At 59.5% G+C, this 16820-nt stretch carries 15 protein-coding genes and 1 pseudogene; 6 read left to right on the top strand and 10 right to left on the bottom strand.

Annotation, left to right across the window (positions count from 1 at the left end):
* Positions 1-248: 248 nt before the first annotated feature.
* Genes KZ772_RS14520 through KZ772_RS14505 form a run of 4 tightly spaced genes read left to right on the top strand, consistent with a single transcriptional unit; the run spans position 249 to position 4681 of the window.
* Positions 249-1025, top strand: a complete 777-nt coding sequence (locus KZ772_RS14520; RefSeq protein WP_290537234.1) for a DUF3348 family protein — start codon at positions 249-251, stop codon at positions 1023-1025.
* Positions 1022-3286 (top strand): DUF802 domain-containing protein, encoded by a 2265-nt coding sequence (locus KZ772_RS14515; RefSeq protein WP_290537233.1) that lies wholly within the window; start codon positions 1022-1024, stop codon positions 3284-3286. The genes KZ772_RS14520 and KZ772_RS14515 overlap by 4 nt, the downstream gene beginning before the upstream one ends.
* Positions 3286-3951: an OmpA family protein gene (locus KZ772_RS14510; protein WP_290537232.1), complete on the top strand. Its 666-nt coding sequence runs from the start codon at positions 3286-3288 to the stop codon at positions 3949-3951. The genes KZ772_RS14515 and KZ772_RS14510 overlap by 1 nt, the downstream gene beginning before the upstream one ends.
* Complete coding sequence (locus tag KZ772_RS14505; protein ID WP_290537231.1) at positions 3944-4681, top strand: DUF2894 domain-containing protein; 738 nt, start codon at positions 3944-3946, stop codon at positions 4679-4681. Before KZ772_RS14510 ends, KZ772_RS14505 begins: the two co-directional genes overlap by 8 nt.
* Positions 4682-5118: 437 nt before the next feature.
* Here KZ772_RS14505 and KZ772_RS14500 read toward each other — a convergent pair whose 3' ends face one another.
* The 5 genes from KZ772_RS14500 to KZ772_RS14480 all read right to left on the bottom strand — a co-directional run bounded on the left by KZ772_RS14500 (position 5119) and on the right by KZ772_RS14480 (position 9551).
* Entirely contained in the window at positions 5119-7170 is a 2052-nt protein-coding gene (locus tag KZ772_RS14500) for a BCCT family transporter (protein ID WP_290537230.1), read from the bottom strand.
* 156 nt (positions 7171-7326) lie between these two features.
* Positions 7327-7653 carry a hypothetical protein gene (locus KZ772_RS14495; protein WP_290537229.1) on the bottom strand — a complete coding sequence of 109 codons (327 nt, stop codon included), beginning with the start codon at positions 7651-7653 and terminating at the stop codon, positions 7327-7329.
* 94 nt (positions 7654-7747) lie between these two features.
* Positions 7748-8146 carry a hypothetical protein gene (locus tag KZ772_RS14490; protein ID WP_290537228.1) on the bottom strand — a complete coding sequence of 133 codons (399 nt, stop codon included), beginning with the start codon at positions 8144-8146 and terminating at the stop codon, positions 7748-7750.
* A 129-nt stretch (positions 8147-8275) separates the two neighbouring features.
* The gene (locus KZ772_RS14485) at positions 8276-9124 is read right to left on the bottom strand and encodes a GIY-YIG nuclease family protein (protein ID WP_290537227.1); all 849 of its coding nucleotides are present in this window, start codon (positions 9122-9124) and stop codon (positions 8276-8278) included.
* 55 nt (positions 9125-9179) lie between these two features.
* The gene (locus KZ772_RS14480; RefSeq protein WP_290537226.1) at positions 9180-9551 is read right to left on the bottom strand and encodes a hypothetical protein; all 372 of its coding nucleotides are present in this window, start codon (positions 9549-9551) and stop codon (positions 9180-9182) included.
* Between the two features lie 224 nt (positions 9552-9775).
* Here KZ772_RS14480 and KZ772_RS14475 point away from each other — a divergent pair.
* Positions 9776-9943, top strand: a pseudogene (locus tag KZ772_RS14475) (phage integrase N-terminal SAM-like domain-containing protein); the annotation flags it as partial.
* A 19-nt stretch (positions 9944-9962) separates the two neighbouring features.
* Here KZ772_RS14475 and KZ772_RS14470 read toward each other — a convergent pair.
* A protein-coding gene (locus KZ772_RS14470) for an IS3 family transposase (RefSeq protein WP_290537225.1) occupies positions 9963-11110 on the bottom strand; the annotation gives its coding sequence in 2 pieces (ribosomal slippage) (positions 9963-10873 and positions 10873-11110; 1149 coding nt in all).
* Between the two features lie 26 nt (positions 11111-11136).
* On the opposite strand from KZ772_RS14470, the gene KZ772_RS14465 reads away from it, so the two are divergent.
* A complete protein-coding gene (locus KZ772_RS14465; RefSeq protein ID WP_290537224.1) occupies positions 11137-11982 on the top strand; it encodes an integron integrase in 846 nt (281 codons plus the stop codon).
* Between the two features lie 81 nt (positions 11983-12063).
* Here the strand turns inward: KZ772_RS14465 and gcvPB are convergent, their stop codons facing one another.
* The 4 genes from gcvPB to gcvT all read right to left on the bottom strand — a co-directional run bounded on the left by gcvPB (position 12064) and on the right by gcvT (position 16707).
* On the bottom strand, positions 12064-13530 hold the full coding sequence (gcvPB, locus tag KZ772_RS14460; protein ID WP_290537223.1) for an aminomethyl-transferring glycine dehydrogenase subunit GcvPB: 1467 nt from the start codon (positions 13528-13530) through the stop codon (positions 12064-12066).
* Entirely contained in the window at positions 13527-14900 is a 1374-nt protein-coding gene (gcvPA, locus tag KZ772_RS14455) for an aminomethyl-transferring glycine dehydrogenase subunit GcvPA (protein WP_290537222.1), read from the bottom strand. The genes gcvPB and gcvPA overlap by 4 nt, the downstream gene beginning before the upstream one ends.
* Positions 14901-15056: 156 nt before the next feature.
* Positions 15057-15443, bottom strand: coding sequence for a glycine cleavage system protein GcvH (gene gcvH / locus KZ772_RS14450; protein WP_290537221.1), 387 nt, complete (start codon positions 15441-15443; stop codon positions 15057-15059).
* 184 nt (positions 15444-15627) lie between these two features.
* Positions 15628-16707 carry a glycine cleavage system aminomethyltransferase GcvT gene (gcvT, locus tag KZ772_RS14445; RefSeq protein WP_290537220.1) on the bottom strand — a complete coding sequence of 360 codons (1080 nt, stop codon included), beginning with the start codon at positions 16705-16707 and terminating at the stop codon, positions 15628-15630.
* Between the last annotated feature and the right edge of the window lie 113 nt (positions 16708-16820).

The following is a 16820-nucleotide window of genomic DNA, read 5'->3' as shown; positions in this document are numbered from 1 at the left end:
AATCCTGATCGGTCTCCCTTTGAACGAGCGATCCATCCTGCCCACCCGTTGGAGCCTTGTTCACAAGGCGAACACCCCAACCCCTGCCGTGGCGAAAACGGGAACCCAGGCAACTGAACCCATTTCACCACCCTGTCCCCGCTGGCGCCAGCAGCGCGCAACCGACAGACGCATTATCATCCCCGCCCTTTCCCGATTAGAATGGCCGGCTCGCTCGCGTATACCCTGCAGCATGGATAACCAAGAGTATGCATAGGACGCACACATCCTCCCCATCCGGCCCCGCCGGCAGCCGCCTGGTGGCCTTGCTGACCCAGCTGGATCACAAGGCAGCCCGCGCCAGCCATGGGGATTTTGCCGAGCGTCTGGGGCGGCTGTTCGATCTGTCCGATGCCATTGCCCTGGACGGAGCCAACCAGTACCGCCCCAAAGGCCCGTTTGAACCGCAGCCGGACGCCACCGAGCGGCTGCAGGCGGACCTGCTGAAAACCCGCGACACCCTGCTGGCTCACCTGAGCCGCAGCTTCGCCGGGGAAAAGGCTGCCTCGGTGATTCCCCTGCCGCCGCTCAGGGACGATGCCCCGGCAGACAAGCGCCCCACCTTCGGCGCCTACGAACGCTTCTACCAGGCCCACCAGCGACAGATGATCGCCGGGCTCAGCAACCTGCGTCAGCGGGCCCGCCGCCGCCTCATCGGCCACAGCGAGGCCATGGCCCGGCTGGCGGAACTGGACGCGGTGTTTGAACAAAGTATGGCCGGCTATGTGCGTCACTGTTTTGGCGCCCTGCCCGGTTTTCTGGAAAAACGCTATCGCACCCTGTGGGATACCCGTGACCCCTTCCACACCGCCCAGGACTGGCTCAGCCCGCAAGGGTGGCTGAGCCAGTTCCGACGCGAACTGCAACTGTTGTTACTTGCCGAGCTGGATGCCCGCCAGGAACCCATACTCGGCCTGCTGGATGCCCTCGCCGCTGACGCGACGGGCAACCAGTCCATCAATAACGAGGTAAGCAAGACCGTATGAGACGCTTTCTTTTTGCTGTCCCCTTTCTGCTCGGCGCCATTGCCGTGGTCTGGATCGCCGCCACCTTTCTGACTCACCCGGTGGCCCTGACCGTGACCCTGATCATCGCCGCCGCCTACACCCTGGGCTTTGCCGAACTGCTGCGCTTTCGCCGCACCACCGCCACCCTGGACCAGCAGCTCGATGACCTGCCTAGCAGCCGCGACGGCCTGAGCCACTGGCTCAAGGCCCTGCCCGGCAGCCTGCGCCACGCCGTGCAGCGTCGCATTGACGGTCATCCGGCACCGCTGCCCGGCCCCCAGCTCACTCCCTACCTGACCGGCCTGCTGGTCATGCTGGGCCTGCTGGGCACCTTCGTGGGCATGATCGTCACCCTGCAAGGGGCCGCCACTGCCCTGGATGGCAGCAGCGAACTGACCGCTATCCGCAGCGCCCTGGCCGCCCCCATCGCTGGCCTGAGCCTGGCCTTCGGCACCTCCATCGCCGGTGTGGCCGCCTCCGCCATGCTGGGGCTCAGCGCCGCCCTGTGCCGCCGCGATCGTATGACCGTGTCGCGCAAACTGGACGATCGGGTGGACCTGGAACTGCATGCCTTCTCAATGGATCACCAGCGTCAGTCCGCCTATACCGCGCTGCAGGATCAATCCCGCATTTTCCCGGAGCTGGTCAGCGCCCTGCAGGGGCTCACCGGGCGCATGGAGCAGATGGGCGAACAGCTCAGCGAGTCCCTGACCCGCAACCAGCAGGATTTCCACCACACCCTCACCGACCAGTACCGCACCCTGGCGGATTCCGTCAGCCAGTCCCTGAAGGAAACCCTGGCGGACAGCAGCCGCCTGGCGGTGGAAAATATCCAGCCGATCATGGAGCAATCCCTGGCCGGCCTCAGCCAGCAGGTACAGGGCACCCACGAACGGCTCAACGCGATTACCGAGAAGCAGCTCGCCACCCTCACCGAGCGCTTCCGTGAAACCACCGAAGCCGCCGCCCAGCACTGGCAGCAGGGCCTCGAGCAGCACCAGCAGACCAGCGCCCGGCTGGTCAGCGATATCAGCACCTCCCTGGCCGCCCACCACGACCAGTTCCGCGACAACAGCAGCCAGCTGCTGGAGCAGGTGCGCAGCACCCAGGCAGAACTGGGCAGTGCCAGCGAACAGCAGCTGGCTGCCATCGCCGAGCAGTTCCGCAGCGCCAGCGAGCAAGCCCTGCAACAGTGGCAGCAAGGCCTGGCCGAGCAGAAGAACACCGGCCACAGCCTGCTGCAGGAAGTCCGCGACACCCAGCAGCAACTGGCCCGCACCAGCGAAGAACAGCTCACCGCCATCACCGGCCAGTTCCGTGAAGTCAGCGACCAGGCCGCCACCCAGTGGCGCGACGGTATCGAGGCGCAACAGGCCTCCGGCACTACCCTGATCAGCGAACTGCGCAGCGCCCTGAGCGAACACAACCAGCAGTTCCAGGACAGCGCCACCGGCTTGCTGGATGGCCAGAAAACCGGCCTGGAGACCCTGGTGGCTACCGTGCGCGAGGAACTCATTGCCCTGCGTGACGCGGAAGCAGGCCGTAGCGAGGCCGCCGGCGAGCGCCTGGCACAGCTGGAAGGCACCGTCAGCGAGCACCTGGGCCGCCTGGGTACCGCCCTGGAAGCCCCCATGACCCGCCTGATCGAGACCGCCTCGGAAACCCCGAAAGCGGCAGCGGAAGTGATCAGCCGACTGCGCGAAGAGATGACCCGCAGCAGCGAACGGGACAACGAGTTGCTGGAAGAGCGCCGCCGCATCATGGCCGAGCTGGACACCCTGCTGAGCGGCCAGCGCGATGCCGCCGGCGCCCAGCGGGAAGCCATCGAAACCCTGATCACCGCCGCCAGCGAAACCCTGACCCAGGTCAGCGACACCTTCGCCCAGCAGGTCAGCGCCCAGAGCGAACAGCTCGACCAGGTGGCCGGTGATGTGTCCGGCAGCGCCGCCGAGGTGGCCAGCCTGAGTGATGCCTTCGCCACCGCCGTGCAGGTGTTCAGCGAGGCCAACGACAAGCTGCTGGACAACCTGCAACAGGTGGAAAGCCGCCTGGAGCAGTCCTCCGCCCGCGCCGATGAACAGCTCAACTACTACGTGGAGCAGGCCCGTGAGGTGATCGAACTGAGCATGGCCTCCCAGAAGGAAGTGATCGACGCCCTGGGCACGCTCAACGGCGCCAACACCACCCCCGGCAGTAACGTCGACCACAGCGAAGAACGCCAGACCAGCGAGGTCAACTGATGGACGATCTGCACGACAGCGACAGCTCGCCGGTATGGGCCATCTTTTCCGACCTGATGGCCGCGCTGGTGGGCATTCTGGTGCTGGTACTGGTGTGGGTCATCGGCATCCAGCTGGAACTGAGCCAGTCCCTGGAAGAGGAAAAAGCCCGGCGGGTAGCCGAGGAACAACGCCGCCAGGCCCTGGAAGAGGCCCTGGCCGATCCCCTGGCCAGTGGCCGGGTGACCTTCCGCGATGGCCGTATCGGTATCAGCGGCAGCGTGCTGTTCCAGCTCAACTCCGACCAGTTGCAGCCGGAGGGCGAAGTGCTGCTGCGGGATCTGGCCAAGCCGCTACAGGTCTATCTGGACCAGCACGACGAACTGCTGATGGTCAGCGGCTTCACCGATGACCTGCCGATCCAGCGCGGCAACCGCCGTTACCAGGACAACTGGGGCCTGTCCGCCCAGCGGGCGCTCACGGTCACTCGCACCCTGATCAACCAGGGCATGCCCGCCGACCAGGTGTTCGCCGCCGCCTTCGGCCCTCATCAGCCGGTAGTACCCAACGACAGCGACAGCACCCGGGCCCAGAACCGGCGGGTGGAACTGACCACCGTGCCCCGCCAGGGCGCCAACGTCAGCACCGCCCAGCAACAGGTGGAGGGAGCGGACAGCAATGGCTGATACCACCACGCTCAGTGCCATCAGCGAACAGCTGGCCACCCTGCGCGAACAGGGTGCCCACCGCTATGCCCCGGTCCGCTTCCGCTACCTGGAAGCCCAGACCGAGCGTCTCGGCAAACTGGCACGGGTCAGCGCCACACCGTTGGCACGGCTGGCCACCTCACTGGAGCGTTTTCAGGAAGAATTTCAGGTCGAAGGCGCGCGGGCGGATACGCAGCTGGCTGAGGACGCGCTTGGCGACACCTTTGCTGCCCTGCGGGAACAGGGCGATCTGAAAGCCCTGCTGCGCCATCTGCGCAGCCGCCAACAACAGCCGGTGCACTCTGCCTTTAGCGCGTTGCACGCCTGCTACGCCAGCAGTCAGCCGGCCCAGGAAGAAGACGACAATAGCGATCCGGTCACCGCCCTGTTACGACAACAGGAGCAAAGCGTGCTGGCCAGCCACGGCATCGAGACGCCCGCCGCTCCGGTAACGGACGCCCGCCCCCGGGAGCTGAAAGCCCTGCGCCAGGTCCGCGCCAAACAGCAGAGCCAGCGCAAACGCCAGCGCATCGAGCAGGCCATTCACCAGACCCCCAGCGACGCCGGCCCGCTCAACTCCCACCGCCTGGTCACCCGCGCCCTGGAAACCCTGCGCGACCTTTCCCCCGCCTACCTGGATCACCTGGTCACCCAGGTGGACACGCTGATGTGGCTGGAGAAACTGGCCAAGCAGAGGCGGAATTTTTAGCTTCTAGCTGCAACGCGGGCAGGGATTCGCCAAACGGCAGAGTCTCTGCCCTCGTTTTTTATTGAACCCCATATCCTTCGGGAAAGCTGTAGGAGTTCCCTTCCAGGGGACGAACCGAGCGCAGCGAGGCTATCGAAAGATAGCATTCCCCTTCTCAGGGAAATCTGTCGAGTGCTGGCATTCCTGATCGCCCTTCGGTCGATTTCCGCGCAAGCGCGGTTCGCACCTCAAGAGGTACTCCTACAGCGGCTTCGTAGAAATATCCAAGTCTTGGGAACTTTCCACCCTTTCCCTATCCAACGAGCGTAGCTCGTAGCTCGCCACTATGATCCCAACCCTTCGCGATGCAAGCATCGCTTCCCACAACGTTCGTGCTTCGCCGTAAGGCTATGTGGGAAGCGATGTTCACATCGCGAATCTGCCTCTGCAGGCCCTACCTACTTCTCTTCTTTGCCTTCATCTTCCGGCGGATGCAGCAGGTCATCGTGCTCGCCCATTTCCCAGGGCAGTTTGCCCGGGGTGTGATCCAGGAAGTGCAGGTAGTTTTCGAACTGGTCGAGAATGTCGCGAATGATGTCATCCTCGTCGTAGCCAAACACATCGTAGGAGCGACCACCCCGGCGCAGGAACACCTCCGCACGGTAATAGTTTTCCTCTTTCATCACCGTGGAAGCGCCACCCGCCGTGACAAAACCGGGCACCGGTTGGCTGACCAGACGGATGTCATAGACAAAGCCCACATGCCCTTCACGCTCCACCTGCAACTCGGCGCGGATCAGGTTTTCATCGAATAGCACCTTGGCATCCCAGCCGGACTCTTTCATTTCCGTTACCACTTTTTCCATGCTCTGCATGGCAGCGCCGCGGATAAAGGCTTCCACATTGTCACGGCCAGGGAAATCCATCATGCCTTTCAGACGATGGCGCCACTGGGAGCCGGTCAGGTGACGACGGGTCGCCATGTGCATGCGCAAGCTGGTTTCCCGGTGCCCTTCAATCACCAGCGCCCGCCACATACCAATCGCCGCCAGAATAATGATAACGGCGAAGGGCAAGGCACTGGCGATGGTCATGGTCTGCAAGGCCTTGAGCCCCCCCGCCAACAACAGTACTGCGGCAATAGTGCCTTCCAGCACCGCCCAGAAAATTCGCTGCCAGGCCGGCGTATTCAGCACCCCACCGGATGCCAGCGAATCCACCACCAGGGAACCGGAATCCGACGACGTCACAAAGAAAGTGATGATCAGCAACACCGCCAGGAAGGACACAAACGATGACAACGGCAGCTCATCAAACAGCTTGAACAGGGCCACCGCCTTGTCGGTCTGCACATCGCCCACCAGGGTGGTCACCCCTTCGTTCATGATCATGTTCAGCGCAGTATCACCAAACACGGAGAACCACAGGAAGGTGAACAGGGACGGCACCAGCATCACCCCCACCACAAACTCGCGGATGGTGCGGCCGCGGCTGATCTTGGCAATAAACAGCCCCACAAAGGGTGCCCAGGCGATGGTCCAGCCGAAGATAAACAGGGTCCAGTTACCGATCCAGTCGCTGTGGGTATAGGCCTGCAGGTTGAAGGTGCGCTCGACAATGCCGCTTAAATAGCTGCCGGTGTTCTGCAGGAAACTTTCCAGAATATGGATCGTTGGCCCCACCACAAACACGAAGGCCATCAACGCCACGGCCAGCACCATGTTAAGAATCGACAGACGCTTCACACCCTTGTCCATGCCCGCCACCACCGACACCGTGGCGAGCGCGGTAACAATGGCAATGGCGGTAATCTGCACCCAGGTGGCCACCGGCACACCCCACAGATAATTCAGCCCAGCGTTGATCTGCGCGGCAGACAACCCCAGGGTGGTGGCAATACCAAACATGGTGCCAAGAATCGCGAACACATCGATGGCGTGACCGATGGGCCCGTAAATCCGCTCACCGATAAGCGGATAGAACGCCGAACGCATGGACAGGGGCAAACCATGACGGAAAGCAAAGTACGCCATCACCAACCCGACCAGACCGTAAATCGCCCAGATGTGAAACCCCCAGTGGAAGAAAGCGATCTGCATGGCCTGCTTGGCCGCATCCACGGTTTCCGGGGCGCCCGCCGGGGGTTCTGCGTAATGCAGCACCGGCTCGGCCACCCCGAAGAACAGCAAGGCGATGCCATAACCGGCGGAAAACAGCATGGCAAACCACTCCGGGAACGAATATTCCGCCTCGCAATGATCCGGGCCAAGCTTGATATTACCCCACCGCGTCATCGCCACACCGACGATAAAAATCAGAAACAGCGCCACCGCCAGCATGTAGAACCAGCCGAAATTCGAGGTAATCCAGGCTTGCGCCGTATTAAAGGCCTCGCCGGCCCGTTCCGGGTCACTGATGGTGCCGATGATCAACAGAAGCGACACCACCACAGCCGGAATAAAAACCGGGAGCAGAATCGTCGAGGTGGGCAGGGTGCGTTTTTCCGTCATAGCATTTCATCCATGATGACAGGGTTGTCGATGGGAGAGTGGTGCAAACTGTCTCTCCGTAACTGGCAACGGTCTGATGCTAACAAAGATCGCCCCGACGGTTTTTTAAATCCTGTGACAAGCACGCACCATCAGACAGCGATCTTCATTTATTCTTCACGCACAAACCGGCGCAACCGATAACAGCGTACCAGAAAGGCCAGTGCCAATAACAGTAACGAGCTTGCCCAGATCGCAAAAACCCAGCGAATTCCTGTGGCTGCGACAGTCAGCGATGCATCGGAAGGAACAACAAAAAAGAAGTATCCAGCTTGAAAATAGCTCTTTACCCGTAGGCCATTCAAAAATAGGTTTGCTTGACCAATCTGCGGGAGCTGTCATGCGGATAATAGGGCTAAGTTCTCTATTCACTCCCCTCATGGTGAGCAGCTCGGAAACATCTTCCGGACTGATTTTAAGATTGCTCGATACTTCAAATTTCACTCGAATCTTCCATGACAGTTAACGCCGAAATAAGCGGCGGCCCGACAGGGGCGTCCGGTGGAGGCCGAAGGCCGGAACGAACTTGATTGACTTGTTACAGGGCACCGGTCAGCTCCTGAATTTGGCGTCTACGCAGGGCTTCGTAGTCTCCGAAAACCTGGTGAAAACGATCCTTGCTTACGAAGGGAAACTGAAGATGGTAGTGACGGCTAAAGCCCTGTACGTGACGAGTTTCTTCGCCGTAGATCGGGTTTTCGTCACACCACTCATTATTAACGCCACGCACCGTAGCTCTGTAAACGCTAATGGTTTGATCTTTGATATCCACGATGTAGGTGGCAAACGCACCTTTGATCAAGAGATAACCTTTGCATGACGACTGCTCAACAAACTTTGAGTGATCGGTTTGTCCAATCATGACCGGGACATCCCTAAACGTCTCAATTTCACCGAAATTCGTTTTGATCGTCATGCCGTAGGCATCACAACCCATCCGGAATTCTCCGAGAGGGTTGAGTTCAATATTTTCGACTACTGCTTCCCTTCTCATAATTTGCTATGCAAGTCCCTGTAACGCGCTGCACACCGGCGGCGCAAAGCGCTGTCCGAGTGCTGCTGATTGTTATACGTTTTCGAGCTGCTTAAGCTGCAACCCATCTTTATTTACCCAAGCGGTTAGCCCATTTGCGCTACCACCATGAATGGTGGCCGCTGCCGAGCTAGGACTCGAAAACTCTACGTCTTTGACAAAAACATAGGCGCCGTCTTTTTCGATCAAAGCACCATCTTCGATAAGCTTGTTTCTCTGAGCAAGCACGCTCGGCCACTTTTGCGCCGAAGCTCTTTCTTCGAGAACGGCTTGCGATCCTTTCAAAACGACAATGCCATTAGGAGTCAAGTAGCCCGTTGCGACTAGGCCCTTGATGTTACAGCTGAGCAACTCTTTCCGATTTTTTCCTGGCGCAGTAGAAGAGGACTTATCCAGAAATGCCTCAACGCCCAGAACAGGAAGCACCTGCTGCATCTTTTCGAGAAACACCTCCATGTCCTCTCTATCTGACTCGGGCAGTTTTGCACCACTCCCTTGGCTATTCATCACGATTGATCGTTCCGTTCTTCTGGCTATATCGATCAATCGCCCCTCAAGATATTTGATGTGAGCCTTGGTTAGATTCTCGTCCTTCGTTACAAAGAAGGTGATGTTATTCCAGAAATCCTTGGAAAGGTGAGATTTCACCCTGTCTCGGACGCACTCCGCCTCTCCGATGTAAATGGCGCTTTTATTGGTTTCTGGATCGGTGCCTGTCAGAAAGTAAACACCTGATCCTTGAGACTCTTCGCGCTCCAGAACTTTATCGAACTCGCTTCGTGGGCCCGAAACAGCTTTGCCAGTCCAGTTCGATAGTTCAACAGTCCTTAGCCGCTTTGGATCCCCATACGCAAGGAACATTTTTAATGTTGCGGTTGGCACGATATCTCCCTACGTATAACGCTGCGCTCTGCCGCTTGTCGGCAGCAGCGCCTTGTTATGCGTCCTCTTCCATTTCATATACCGTCAAATGCCAGTTCTTCGGCCCACTCCAAGATATCTCTTTATAAGAGCCGACAACAATTCCCTTGTCTTGAAGGATAGCCATGAATCGGCTCGGTGAAATGGATTCCTTATAGTCATATGCGAAAGCAACACCTTTCTCATTGAGATCGCACATAAGAGCAGCAAGCTCTTCATTGTCATCTACTACTGCGCAATCTTGAAAACGGGCTTCGTTACCTAAGCCAAGCAATCCCACATCTCCACCTAAGGTTACCTTTCCTTTCTGGATGGACTTAACATACGCAGGAGGTTGTTGCCCTGGAACGCCCAATTCAATCTTATAAGGTGGCCCCTTTCTTCTCACGTTTCCCCCGCATAACAGGTATTAGGAAGCCGGCTCGAATATCCAATGAACGTGCCGGCTTCATATCACAGATTGCAAATTTGCATATTGAAAGATAAAAGCAGAAAAGTCAGTCAGTTACAAACCGGGCTACTTACGCATTATTCAATATGTTGACTTCTTCTTTTTCCTGAACCAATAATACTGATCATAAAGACAGTATTTTCAGAATAGGGAGCCCGCCCATGCACAAGGAGTGTGCAGGCCGCCCCAGGCTTCGTGATCAATTTCGCGAGGCGATCAGGGTGCGCCATTACAGTCACCGTACCGAGAAAACCTACTGGTACTGGATTCGCTATTTCATACGCTTTCACAAGTTACGCCATCCTGCCGAGATGGCCGAACGCGAGGTATTGAATCGCCACCAGTTCTCTAGACACTTCCCTGCCGTTCTTGGTGACGCTTTTCATACTCTACCGGTGACAGCTTTTCATTAGAACCATGGCGTCGACGGTTGTTATAGAACATCTCGATATAATCAAAAATATCTGCCCGGGCCGCGTCCCGACTGCTGTAAATCTTTCGCTTTATTCTCTCCCGCTTCAACAGCTGGAAGAAGCTCTCAGCAACAGCATTGTCGTGGCAGTTACCGCGCCGACTCATACTCCCCTCCAGCTCATGCGCCTTCAGAAACGAGTCCCAGTCGTGGCTGGTGTATTGGCTTCCTTGGTCGGAGTGAACAACCACCTTGCCCTCAGGCTTGCGACGCCAGACCGCCATCAGCAGCGCATCCAGCGCCAGTTCCTTGGTTATCCTGGATTGCATTGACCAACCGATCACCCGTCTTGAGAACAGATCTAGAACAACCGCCAGATACAGCCAGCCTTCATGTGTGCGGATATAGGTAATATCCGTTACCCAGCTCTCGTTCGGGGCTTGCGGATTGAACTGGCGCTGAAGGATATTCGGTGTCACCTTGTGCAGCTCCCCAGCCCTATGGCGTGGTTTACGATACCCCACCTGCGCTCGTATTCCTGCGTGGCGCATCAGGCGGTGGACTCGATTGGGCCCGCATCGCTCGCCATTCTCGCGCAGATCGGTATGACACTTCCGGTAGCCATACACGGCCCCGGATTCCAGCCAGAACTGCTTGATCAGCCCGGACAGGCGCTCGTCCTCGATTGCACGAGCTGAACGAGGCTGTCTCTGCCAGGCGTAAAAGCCACTGGGGTGAACGTCCAACAGAGAACACAGTGAGCGGATTGGCCACCGCTCGCTGTGCTCCTGAATGAAGGCGTACCTCAATCGGACTGACTGGCGAAGTACGCCGCGGCTTTTTTTAGGATGTCTCGCTCTTCGGTAACGCGCTTGAGCTCTTTCTGGAGCCGGCGAATCTCGGCTTGGTCATCTGCATTGGCCTGATGCTGCTCGGAATCCGGGCCAAACTTCCTGATCCAGGCGTACAGGCTATGGGTGGTGACGCCGAGTCGGTCAGCCACTTGGGCCACACTGTGACCACGATCCGTCACCTGGCGAACCGCCTCAATCTTGAATTCTTCGGGATAGCGTTTGCTACTCATAGATACCTCTCTGATTGCCATTTTGGATGGCTGAAAGGTGTCTAGCAAACTGGTGGCGATTCATATCTCTCTTCCTGACCTGGCTGGCAACAAGCCGAAATGTGGCTGCTGCCACTCAAAACCAGGCGCTAAATGCCCTGGTTTTCTTGTATCGACATGTGATTCATCAGCCTCTGGGGGAGGTGGAAAACATCAGTCGCGCTAAACGGCCTGCCAAACTCCCGGTGGTGTTATCCCATTCTGAGGCTTTATCCGTAATTGAACTCTTGCCGGAACCCCACCGATTGATTATTTCTCTGATCTACGGCTCTGGTATGCGCGTGACAGAAGTTGCCCGGCTGCGCATTAAGGATATTGATTTCAACAACAAGACCATCACTGTCCGCGACGGCAAGGGAGGAAAGGATCGCACAACGCTGCTGCCTGAACCTCTATCTCCTGTTCTGACCAGGATTATCAAAGCAACAACAAGCAGAATTAATAAGACACCAGCCGATAAGAGAACACCGGTTTCCCTGCCTTCGGCACTATCGCGCAAATATCCGTTTGCCAATATTTCCTCTCAGTGGCACTGGATATTCCCATCCTCAAACGTTTGCCAGGACAGAGATGGGAATTGGGTACGGCATCACATCCACGTATCCGCTGTTCAAAAGGCGGTTCGCCAGGCCGTTCGTGATACGGGGATCAACAAGCCTGCGACCTCACATACCTTCCGCCATTCCTTTGCCACACAGTTGTTGCTCAACGGCACTGATATTCGCACGGTCCAGGAGTTACTTGGCCATAGTGACCTGAATACCACACAGATTTATACACACGTGCTTGGGCAAGGTTTCGCCGGGGTCATGAGTCCGTTGGATCGGGGCTGAGAGGAGAATAAAAAGAACCCGGCATTCGCCGGGTTCTTGTTCGCCATGCAAGCATGGCTCCAACAGCAAAGGGTGCCGCGCTTATTCTGACCAGGTCAGATCCAGCTCTCTGGCTGCTTTCACATCATCCAGGCGACGCACCGGCTGAGTGAAGGGCGCTTCTTTCACCATGTCGGGTTCGCTGCGAGCCTCTTCCAGAATTGCAGCCATGGCGTCCACGAATTCGTCCAGGGCTTCCTTGCTTTCGGTTTCGGTGGGCTCGATGAGGAAGCACTCCGGCACCAGTAGCGGGAAGTAGGTGGTGGGCGCGTGCTGGTTGTAGTCCAGCAGGCGCTTGGCGATATCCATGGCGGTGACGCCCAGCTCTTTCGCTTCTTTGGCGAAGGTGAGAATGAACTCGTGGCTGGCGCGGCGATCCGGGTAGGCGGCGGTGCAGCCCACGGCTTCCAGGCGCTTGAGCAGGTAGTTGGCCGCCAGGGTGGAGTATTCGCCCACGCGGATCATGCCTTCGCGGCCCAGGGAGCGAGCGTAGAAGTAGGCGCGCAGCAATACGCCAGCGTTGCCCATGAAGGCGCTCAGGTGACCGATGCTGGTGCCCAGGGTGTCGGTGTCGATCCAGTGGTAGCTGCCGTCGTCGCGCTGGCCCGCCATGGGGGTGGGCAGGTAGGGCAGCAGACGCTCGGACACGCCCACCGGGCCGGCACCGGGGCCGCCGCCGCCGTGGGGGGTGGCGAAGGTCTTGTGCAGGTTCATGTGGATCACGTCGAAGCCCATGTCACCGGGGCGCACCTTGCCGAGGATGGCGTTCAGGTTGGCGCCATCGTAGTAAAGCAGGCCGCCAGCTTCGTGGACGGCTTTGGCGATGTCTTCAATCTGCCGTTCGAACACGCCGCAGGTGCTGGGGTTGGTCATCATCAGGCCGGCGGTTTGCGGGCCGCAGGCTTCTTTCAAGGCTTCCAGGTCCACGTCGCCATCTTTGCCGACCGGCACTTCGCGCACCTTGTAGCCACACATGACGGCGGTGGCCGGGTTGGTGCCGTGGGCGGCTTCCGGGATCAGGATCTCGGTACGGCCTTCATCACCGCGGGCATCGTGGTAGGCGCGGATCATGGCCACGCCGGCGAATTCGCCCTGGGCGCCGGCCATGGGAGCCAGGGACACACCCTTCATGCCGGTGACTTCCTTGAGGAAGTTCTGCAGCTCGAACATGCAGCTGAGGAAACCCTGGCTGTGGCTTTCCGGTGCCAGCGGGTGGCGGTTGAGAAAGCCCGGCAGCATGGCGGCACGGTTGGCGCCGCGCGGGTTGTACTTCATGGTGCAGGAGCCCAGCGGGTAGAACTGCTTGTCGATGGCGAAGTTCTTGCTGGACAGGTTGGTGTAGTGACGCACCACCTGCATTTCGGACACTTCCGGCAGGCCCGGCTTCTGCTTGCGACGCAGGTGCGCAGGGATCGCTGACAGCTTGTCGTCGCCCAGCGCTTTCGGTGCCTGGGAGGTGGCGCTGCGGCCCGGGTGAGACAGTTGGAAGATCAGTTGTGTCTCGCTCATGCCAGCACCTCCTTCAGGGCTTGTTCGAAGAGCTGCAAATCCTGCTCGGAATGGACTTCGGTGGCGTTCACCAGGATCGCGTTCTCAAACTTTGGAGAGACCATACCGTAATCGTTCGCCAGGCTGACGCCGCCCAGCACATCTTTCTCGGCCAGGGCCGCCAGCACCTCAGCCGCCGGTTTCGGCAGGGTGAGTACCACTTCGTGGAAGGTGGGTGCGGTAAAGGCGCGCTCCACGCCGTCGATGGCGATGAGTTTGTCGGCCAGTGCCTGGGTGTTGGCGTGGCAGTGGGCGGCCACGTTGGTGAGGCCGTCCGGCCCCAGCAGGGAGGTGTAGATGGTGGCCGCAGTCATGGCCAGGCCCTGGTTGGTACAGATGTTACTGGTGGCCTTGGAACGGCGAATGTGCTGTTCGCGGGCCTGCAGGGTGAGGGTGAAGCCCTGCTTGCCTTCCATGTCCACGGTGCGGCCGATGATACGGCCCGGCATCTGGCGAACGTGTTTTTGTTTGCAGCACATGAAACCGAAGTAGGGACCGCCAGAGGAGAGCGGCACGCCCAGCGGCTGGCCTTCGCCCACCACGATATCGGCACCCTGCTCGCCCCATTCACCGGGCGGGGTAATCAGCGCCATGGCGGTGGGGTTAACCACGGCGATCACCAGCATGCCGTTGGCGTGGGCCCAGTCGGTGAGCGCATCCACCTCTTCCAGGCTGCCGAAGTAGTTGGGCTGACTGATGACCAGGGCCGCGTAGTCGTCGCCTTCGTGGTGCTTGAGGGCGTCGATCAGCGTCTGCCCTTTTTCCTGACAGAAGGGCACGGTTTCCAGGGCCACGTCCTGGTTCTCGACGATGGCCTGGGTGGCGCTGGCGTAGCGCGGGTTCAGGGCCGCCGGCACCAGCACCTTGCGGGACTTGCTCTTGCGGTTGGCACGCAGGCTCATCAGCACCGCTTCCGCCAGACCGGAGGCGCCGTCGTAGACGGAGGCGTTACTCACGTCCATGGCGGTGAGCCGGGTCATCAGGGTCTGGAATTCGTAGATCACCTGCAGGGTGCCCTGGCTGGCTTCCGCCTGATATGGCGTGTAGGCGGTGTAGAACTCACCGCGGGTGGCAATCTCCCATACCGCCGCCGGGATGTGGTGCTGATAGGCACCGGCACCGATAAAGCTCACTGCACCGGCGTCCATGGCCGCGCGCTCGTTCATCAGCCGGGTCACGTCCATTTCGCTCAACCTTTCGGGCAGGGCGTCGAGTTTGCCGGCGGCTTTCAGGTGCGCGGGAATTTCATCGAACAGGTCTTCGATGCTGTCGGCGCCGATGGCGTCGAGCATGGCGCGCACGTCATCGGGGGTATGGGGGATATACGGCATTGGTAATACCTGGATAGGTTGGGTGTTGGCTTTGAGTCCACAGCGCAGAAAACGCGCTGAGGACTAGCTACGAGCTACTAGCTTCGAGCTACGAGAAAAGTCTTTTACTCGCAGCTAGCAGCTAGTAGCTTGCAGCTGCGAATAACGGTAATGCCGTTATTCGCTTTCGATCTGCGCCTGGTACTGGTCGGCGGTGAGCAGGTTGTCCAGATCACCGGCTTCGCTCATCTGGATCTTGAACAACCAACCACCTTCATAGGGAACGTTGTTGACCAGTTCCGGTTCGTCTTCCAGAGACTCGTTGATCTCGATGACTTCGCCGGAGACCGGAGCGTAGATGTCGGAGGCGGCTTTCACGGATTCCACCACGCCGGCTTCATCACCGGCGGCCAGCACCTGGCCCACTTCCGGCAGTTCCACGTAGACCAGGTCGCCCATGGCGTCCTGGGCGTGTTCGGTGATGCCCACGGTCACCACGCCATCGTCGTTCTTGGCCCATTCGTGGCTGGCGGCATAACGCAGCTCGGCTGGAATCTCGCTCATTGTTGTCTCCTTGGGTTAACGCTTCACGCGACATGCTGCACGCATGACGCCGGAATTTGTGTGTTCTGCAGGCTTGTCGTTGAAACCATGCCTGGGTGCCAACGTCTTCGTCATGCAAGCATGACTTCCCACAAACCCCGGTCCCGTTGAGACCCGGTGGGAAGCGATGCTTGCATCGCGAATGCTACAGCGCTTTGTACACTGCCTTGCCATTACGCACGAAAGGCGGTTTGACCACCTGGGCGGGCTGGCGCTTGTTGCGGATTTCCACGTCTACCTTGCCGCCGGCGCCGGCGGGCAGCCGGGCCAGGGCGATGGACTTGCCCAGGGTCGGCGAGAAGGTACCGCTGGTGATCTCGCCCTGTTCGCCGTTGGGCAGCAATACTTGCTGATGGGCGCGCAGTACGCCCTTGCCTTCCAGTACCAGGCCGACCAGTTCCCCGTGGCCATGGGCCTGCTGGTTGAGCAGCGGCTGGCGGCCGACGAAATCCCGGTCGTTGAGCGCCAGGGTCCACCCCATGTTGGCTTCCAGGGGGGTGATGCTTTCATCCATGTCGTTGCCGTACAGGTTCATGCCGGCTTCCAGACGCAGGGTATCGCGGGCACCCAGGCCGATGGGGGCCACGCCGGCGTCCAGCAGTTGCTCCCATAATGTCACCGCATCGGCACCGGGCAGCATGATTTCCACGCCGTCTTCCCCGGTGTAGCCGGTGCGGGCGATCATCCAGTCGCCGTCTTCGGCGAAGCCGAACACTTTCAGGGTGTTCACCGCCTCGGCGCGGGCGCCACTGAGCAGGCCGGCCACCAGGCTGCGGGCCTGCGGGCCCTGGATGGCAAGCATGGCCAGATCGGCACGCTCGCGAATATCCACGGCGAAACCGCCGGCCTGCTTTTCCATCCAGTCCAGGTCGGTCTCGCGGGTGGCGCAATTTACCACCACACGGTAGTCATTGTCCCGCTTGTAGGTGATCAGGTCATCGATGACGCCGCCGCTGTCGTTGAGCATGGCACTGTAGAGCGCGCGCCCGGGGGTGACGCGGTCCACGTCGTTGGCCAGCAGGTGACGCAGAAAATCCCGGGCGCCGGCACCGGCGATATCCACCACCGTCATGTGGGAGACATCAAACACGCCGGCGTGCTGGCGTACCGCATGGTGCTCCTCGATCTGGGAACCATAGTTGATCGGCATGTCCCAGCCGCCAAAGTCGACCATCTTGCCGCCGGCTGCCAGATGCGCGTCGTACAGAGCTGTTCGATGACCCATATAAACACCACTATTCAAATGAGCGGCAATTATATCGGCCCGAGGCCGGTGGGCATAGGCTGGCGACATGGACAGGGCCGGATCGGCCGGTTGTTTTGGCAGGACGCGGGGAG

The organism is Alcanivorax sp. (assembly GCF_019431375.1).
Lineage (GTDB): Bacteria > Pseudomonadota > Gammaproteobacteria > Pseudomonadales > Alcanivoracaceae > Alcanivorax > Alcanivorax jadensis_A.
This window is presented reverse-complemented; position numbering and strand designations above follow the sequence as displayed.

What these genes read in the sequence shown, in the direction of transcription:
- gcvPA (WP_290537222.1), bottom strand. Translation starts at nt 14,900, where the DNA reads ATGCCGTATATCCCCCATACCCCCGATGACGTGCGCGCCATGCTCGAC.
- KZ772_RS14515 (WP_290537233.1), top strand. Translation starts at nt 1,022, where the DNA reads ATGAGACGCTTTCTTTTTGCTGTCCCCTTTCTGCTCGGCGCCATTGCC.
- gcvH (WP_290537221.1), bottom strand. Translation starts at nt 15,443, where the DNA reads ATGAGCGAGATTCCAGCCGAGCTGCGTTATGCCGCCAGCCACGAATGG.
- KZ772_RS14465 (WP_290537224.1), top strand. Translation starts at nt 11,137, where the DNA reads ATGGCTGAAAGGTGTCTAGCAAACTGGTGGCGATTCATATCTCTCTTC.
- KZ772_RS14520 (WP_290537234.1), top strand. Translation starts at nt 249, where the DNA reads ATGCATAGGACGCACACATCCTCCCCATCCGGCCCCGCCGGCAGCCGC.
- KZ772_RS14505 (WP_290537231.1), top strand. Translation starts at nt 3,944, where the DNA reads ATGGCTGATACCACCACGCTCAGTGCCATCAGCGAACAGCTGGCCACC.
- KZ772_RS14490 (WP_290537228.1), bottom strand. Translation starts at nt 8,146, where the DNA reads ATGGGTTGTGATGCCTACGGCATGACGATCAAAACGAATTTCGGTGAA.
- KZ772_RS14510 (WP_290537232.1), top strand. Translation starts at nt 3,286, where the DNA reads ATGGACGATCTGCACGACAGCGACAGCTCGCCGGTATGGGCCATCTTT.
- gcvT (WP_290537220.1), bottom strand. Translation starts at nt 16,707, where the DNA reads ATGGGTCATCGAACAGCTCTGTACGACGCGCATCTGGCAGCCGGCGGC.
- KZ772_RS14500 (WP_290537230.1), bottom strand. Translation starts at nt 7,170, where the DNA reads ATGACGGAAAAACGCACCCTGCCCACCTCGACGATTCTGCTCCCGGTT.
- gcvPB (WP_290537223.1), bottom strand. Translation starts at nt 13,530, where the DNA reads ATGAGCGAGACACAACTGATCTTCCAACTGTCTCACCCGGGCCGCAGC.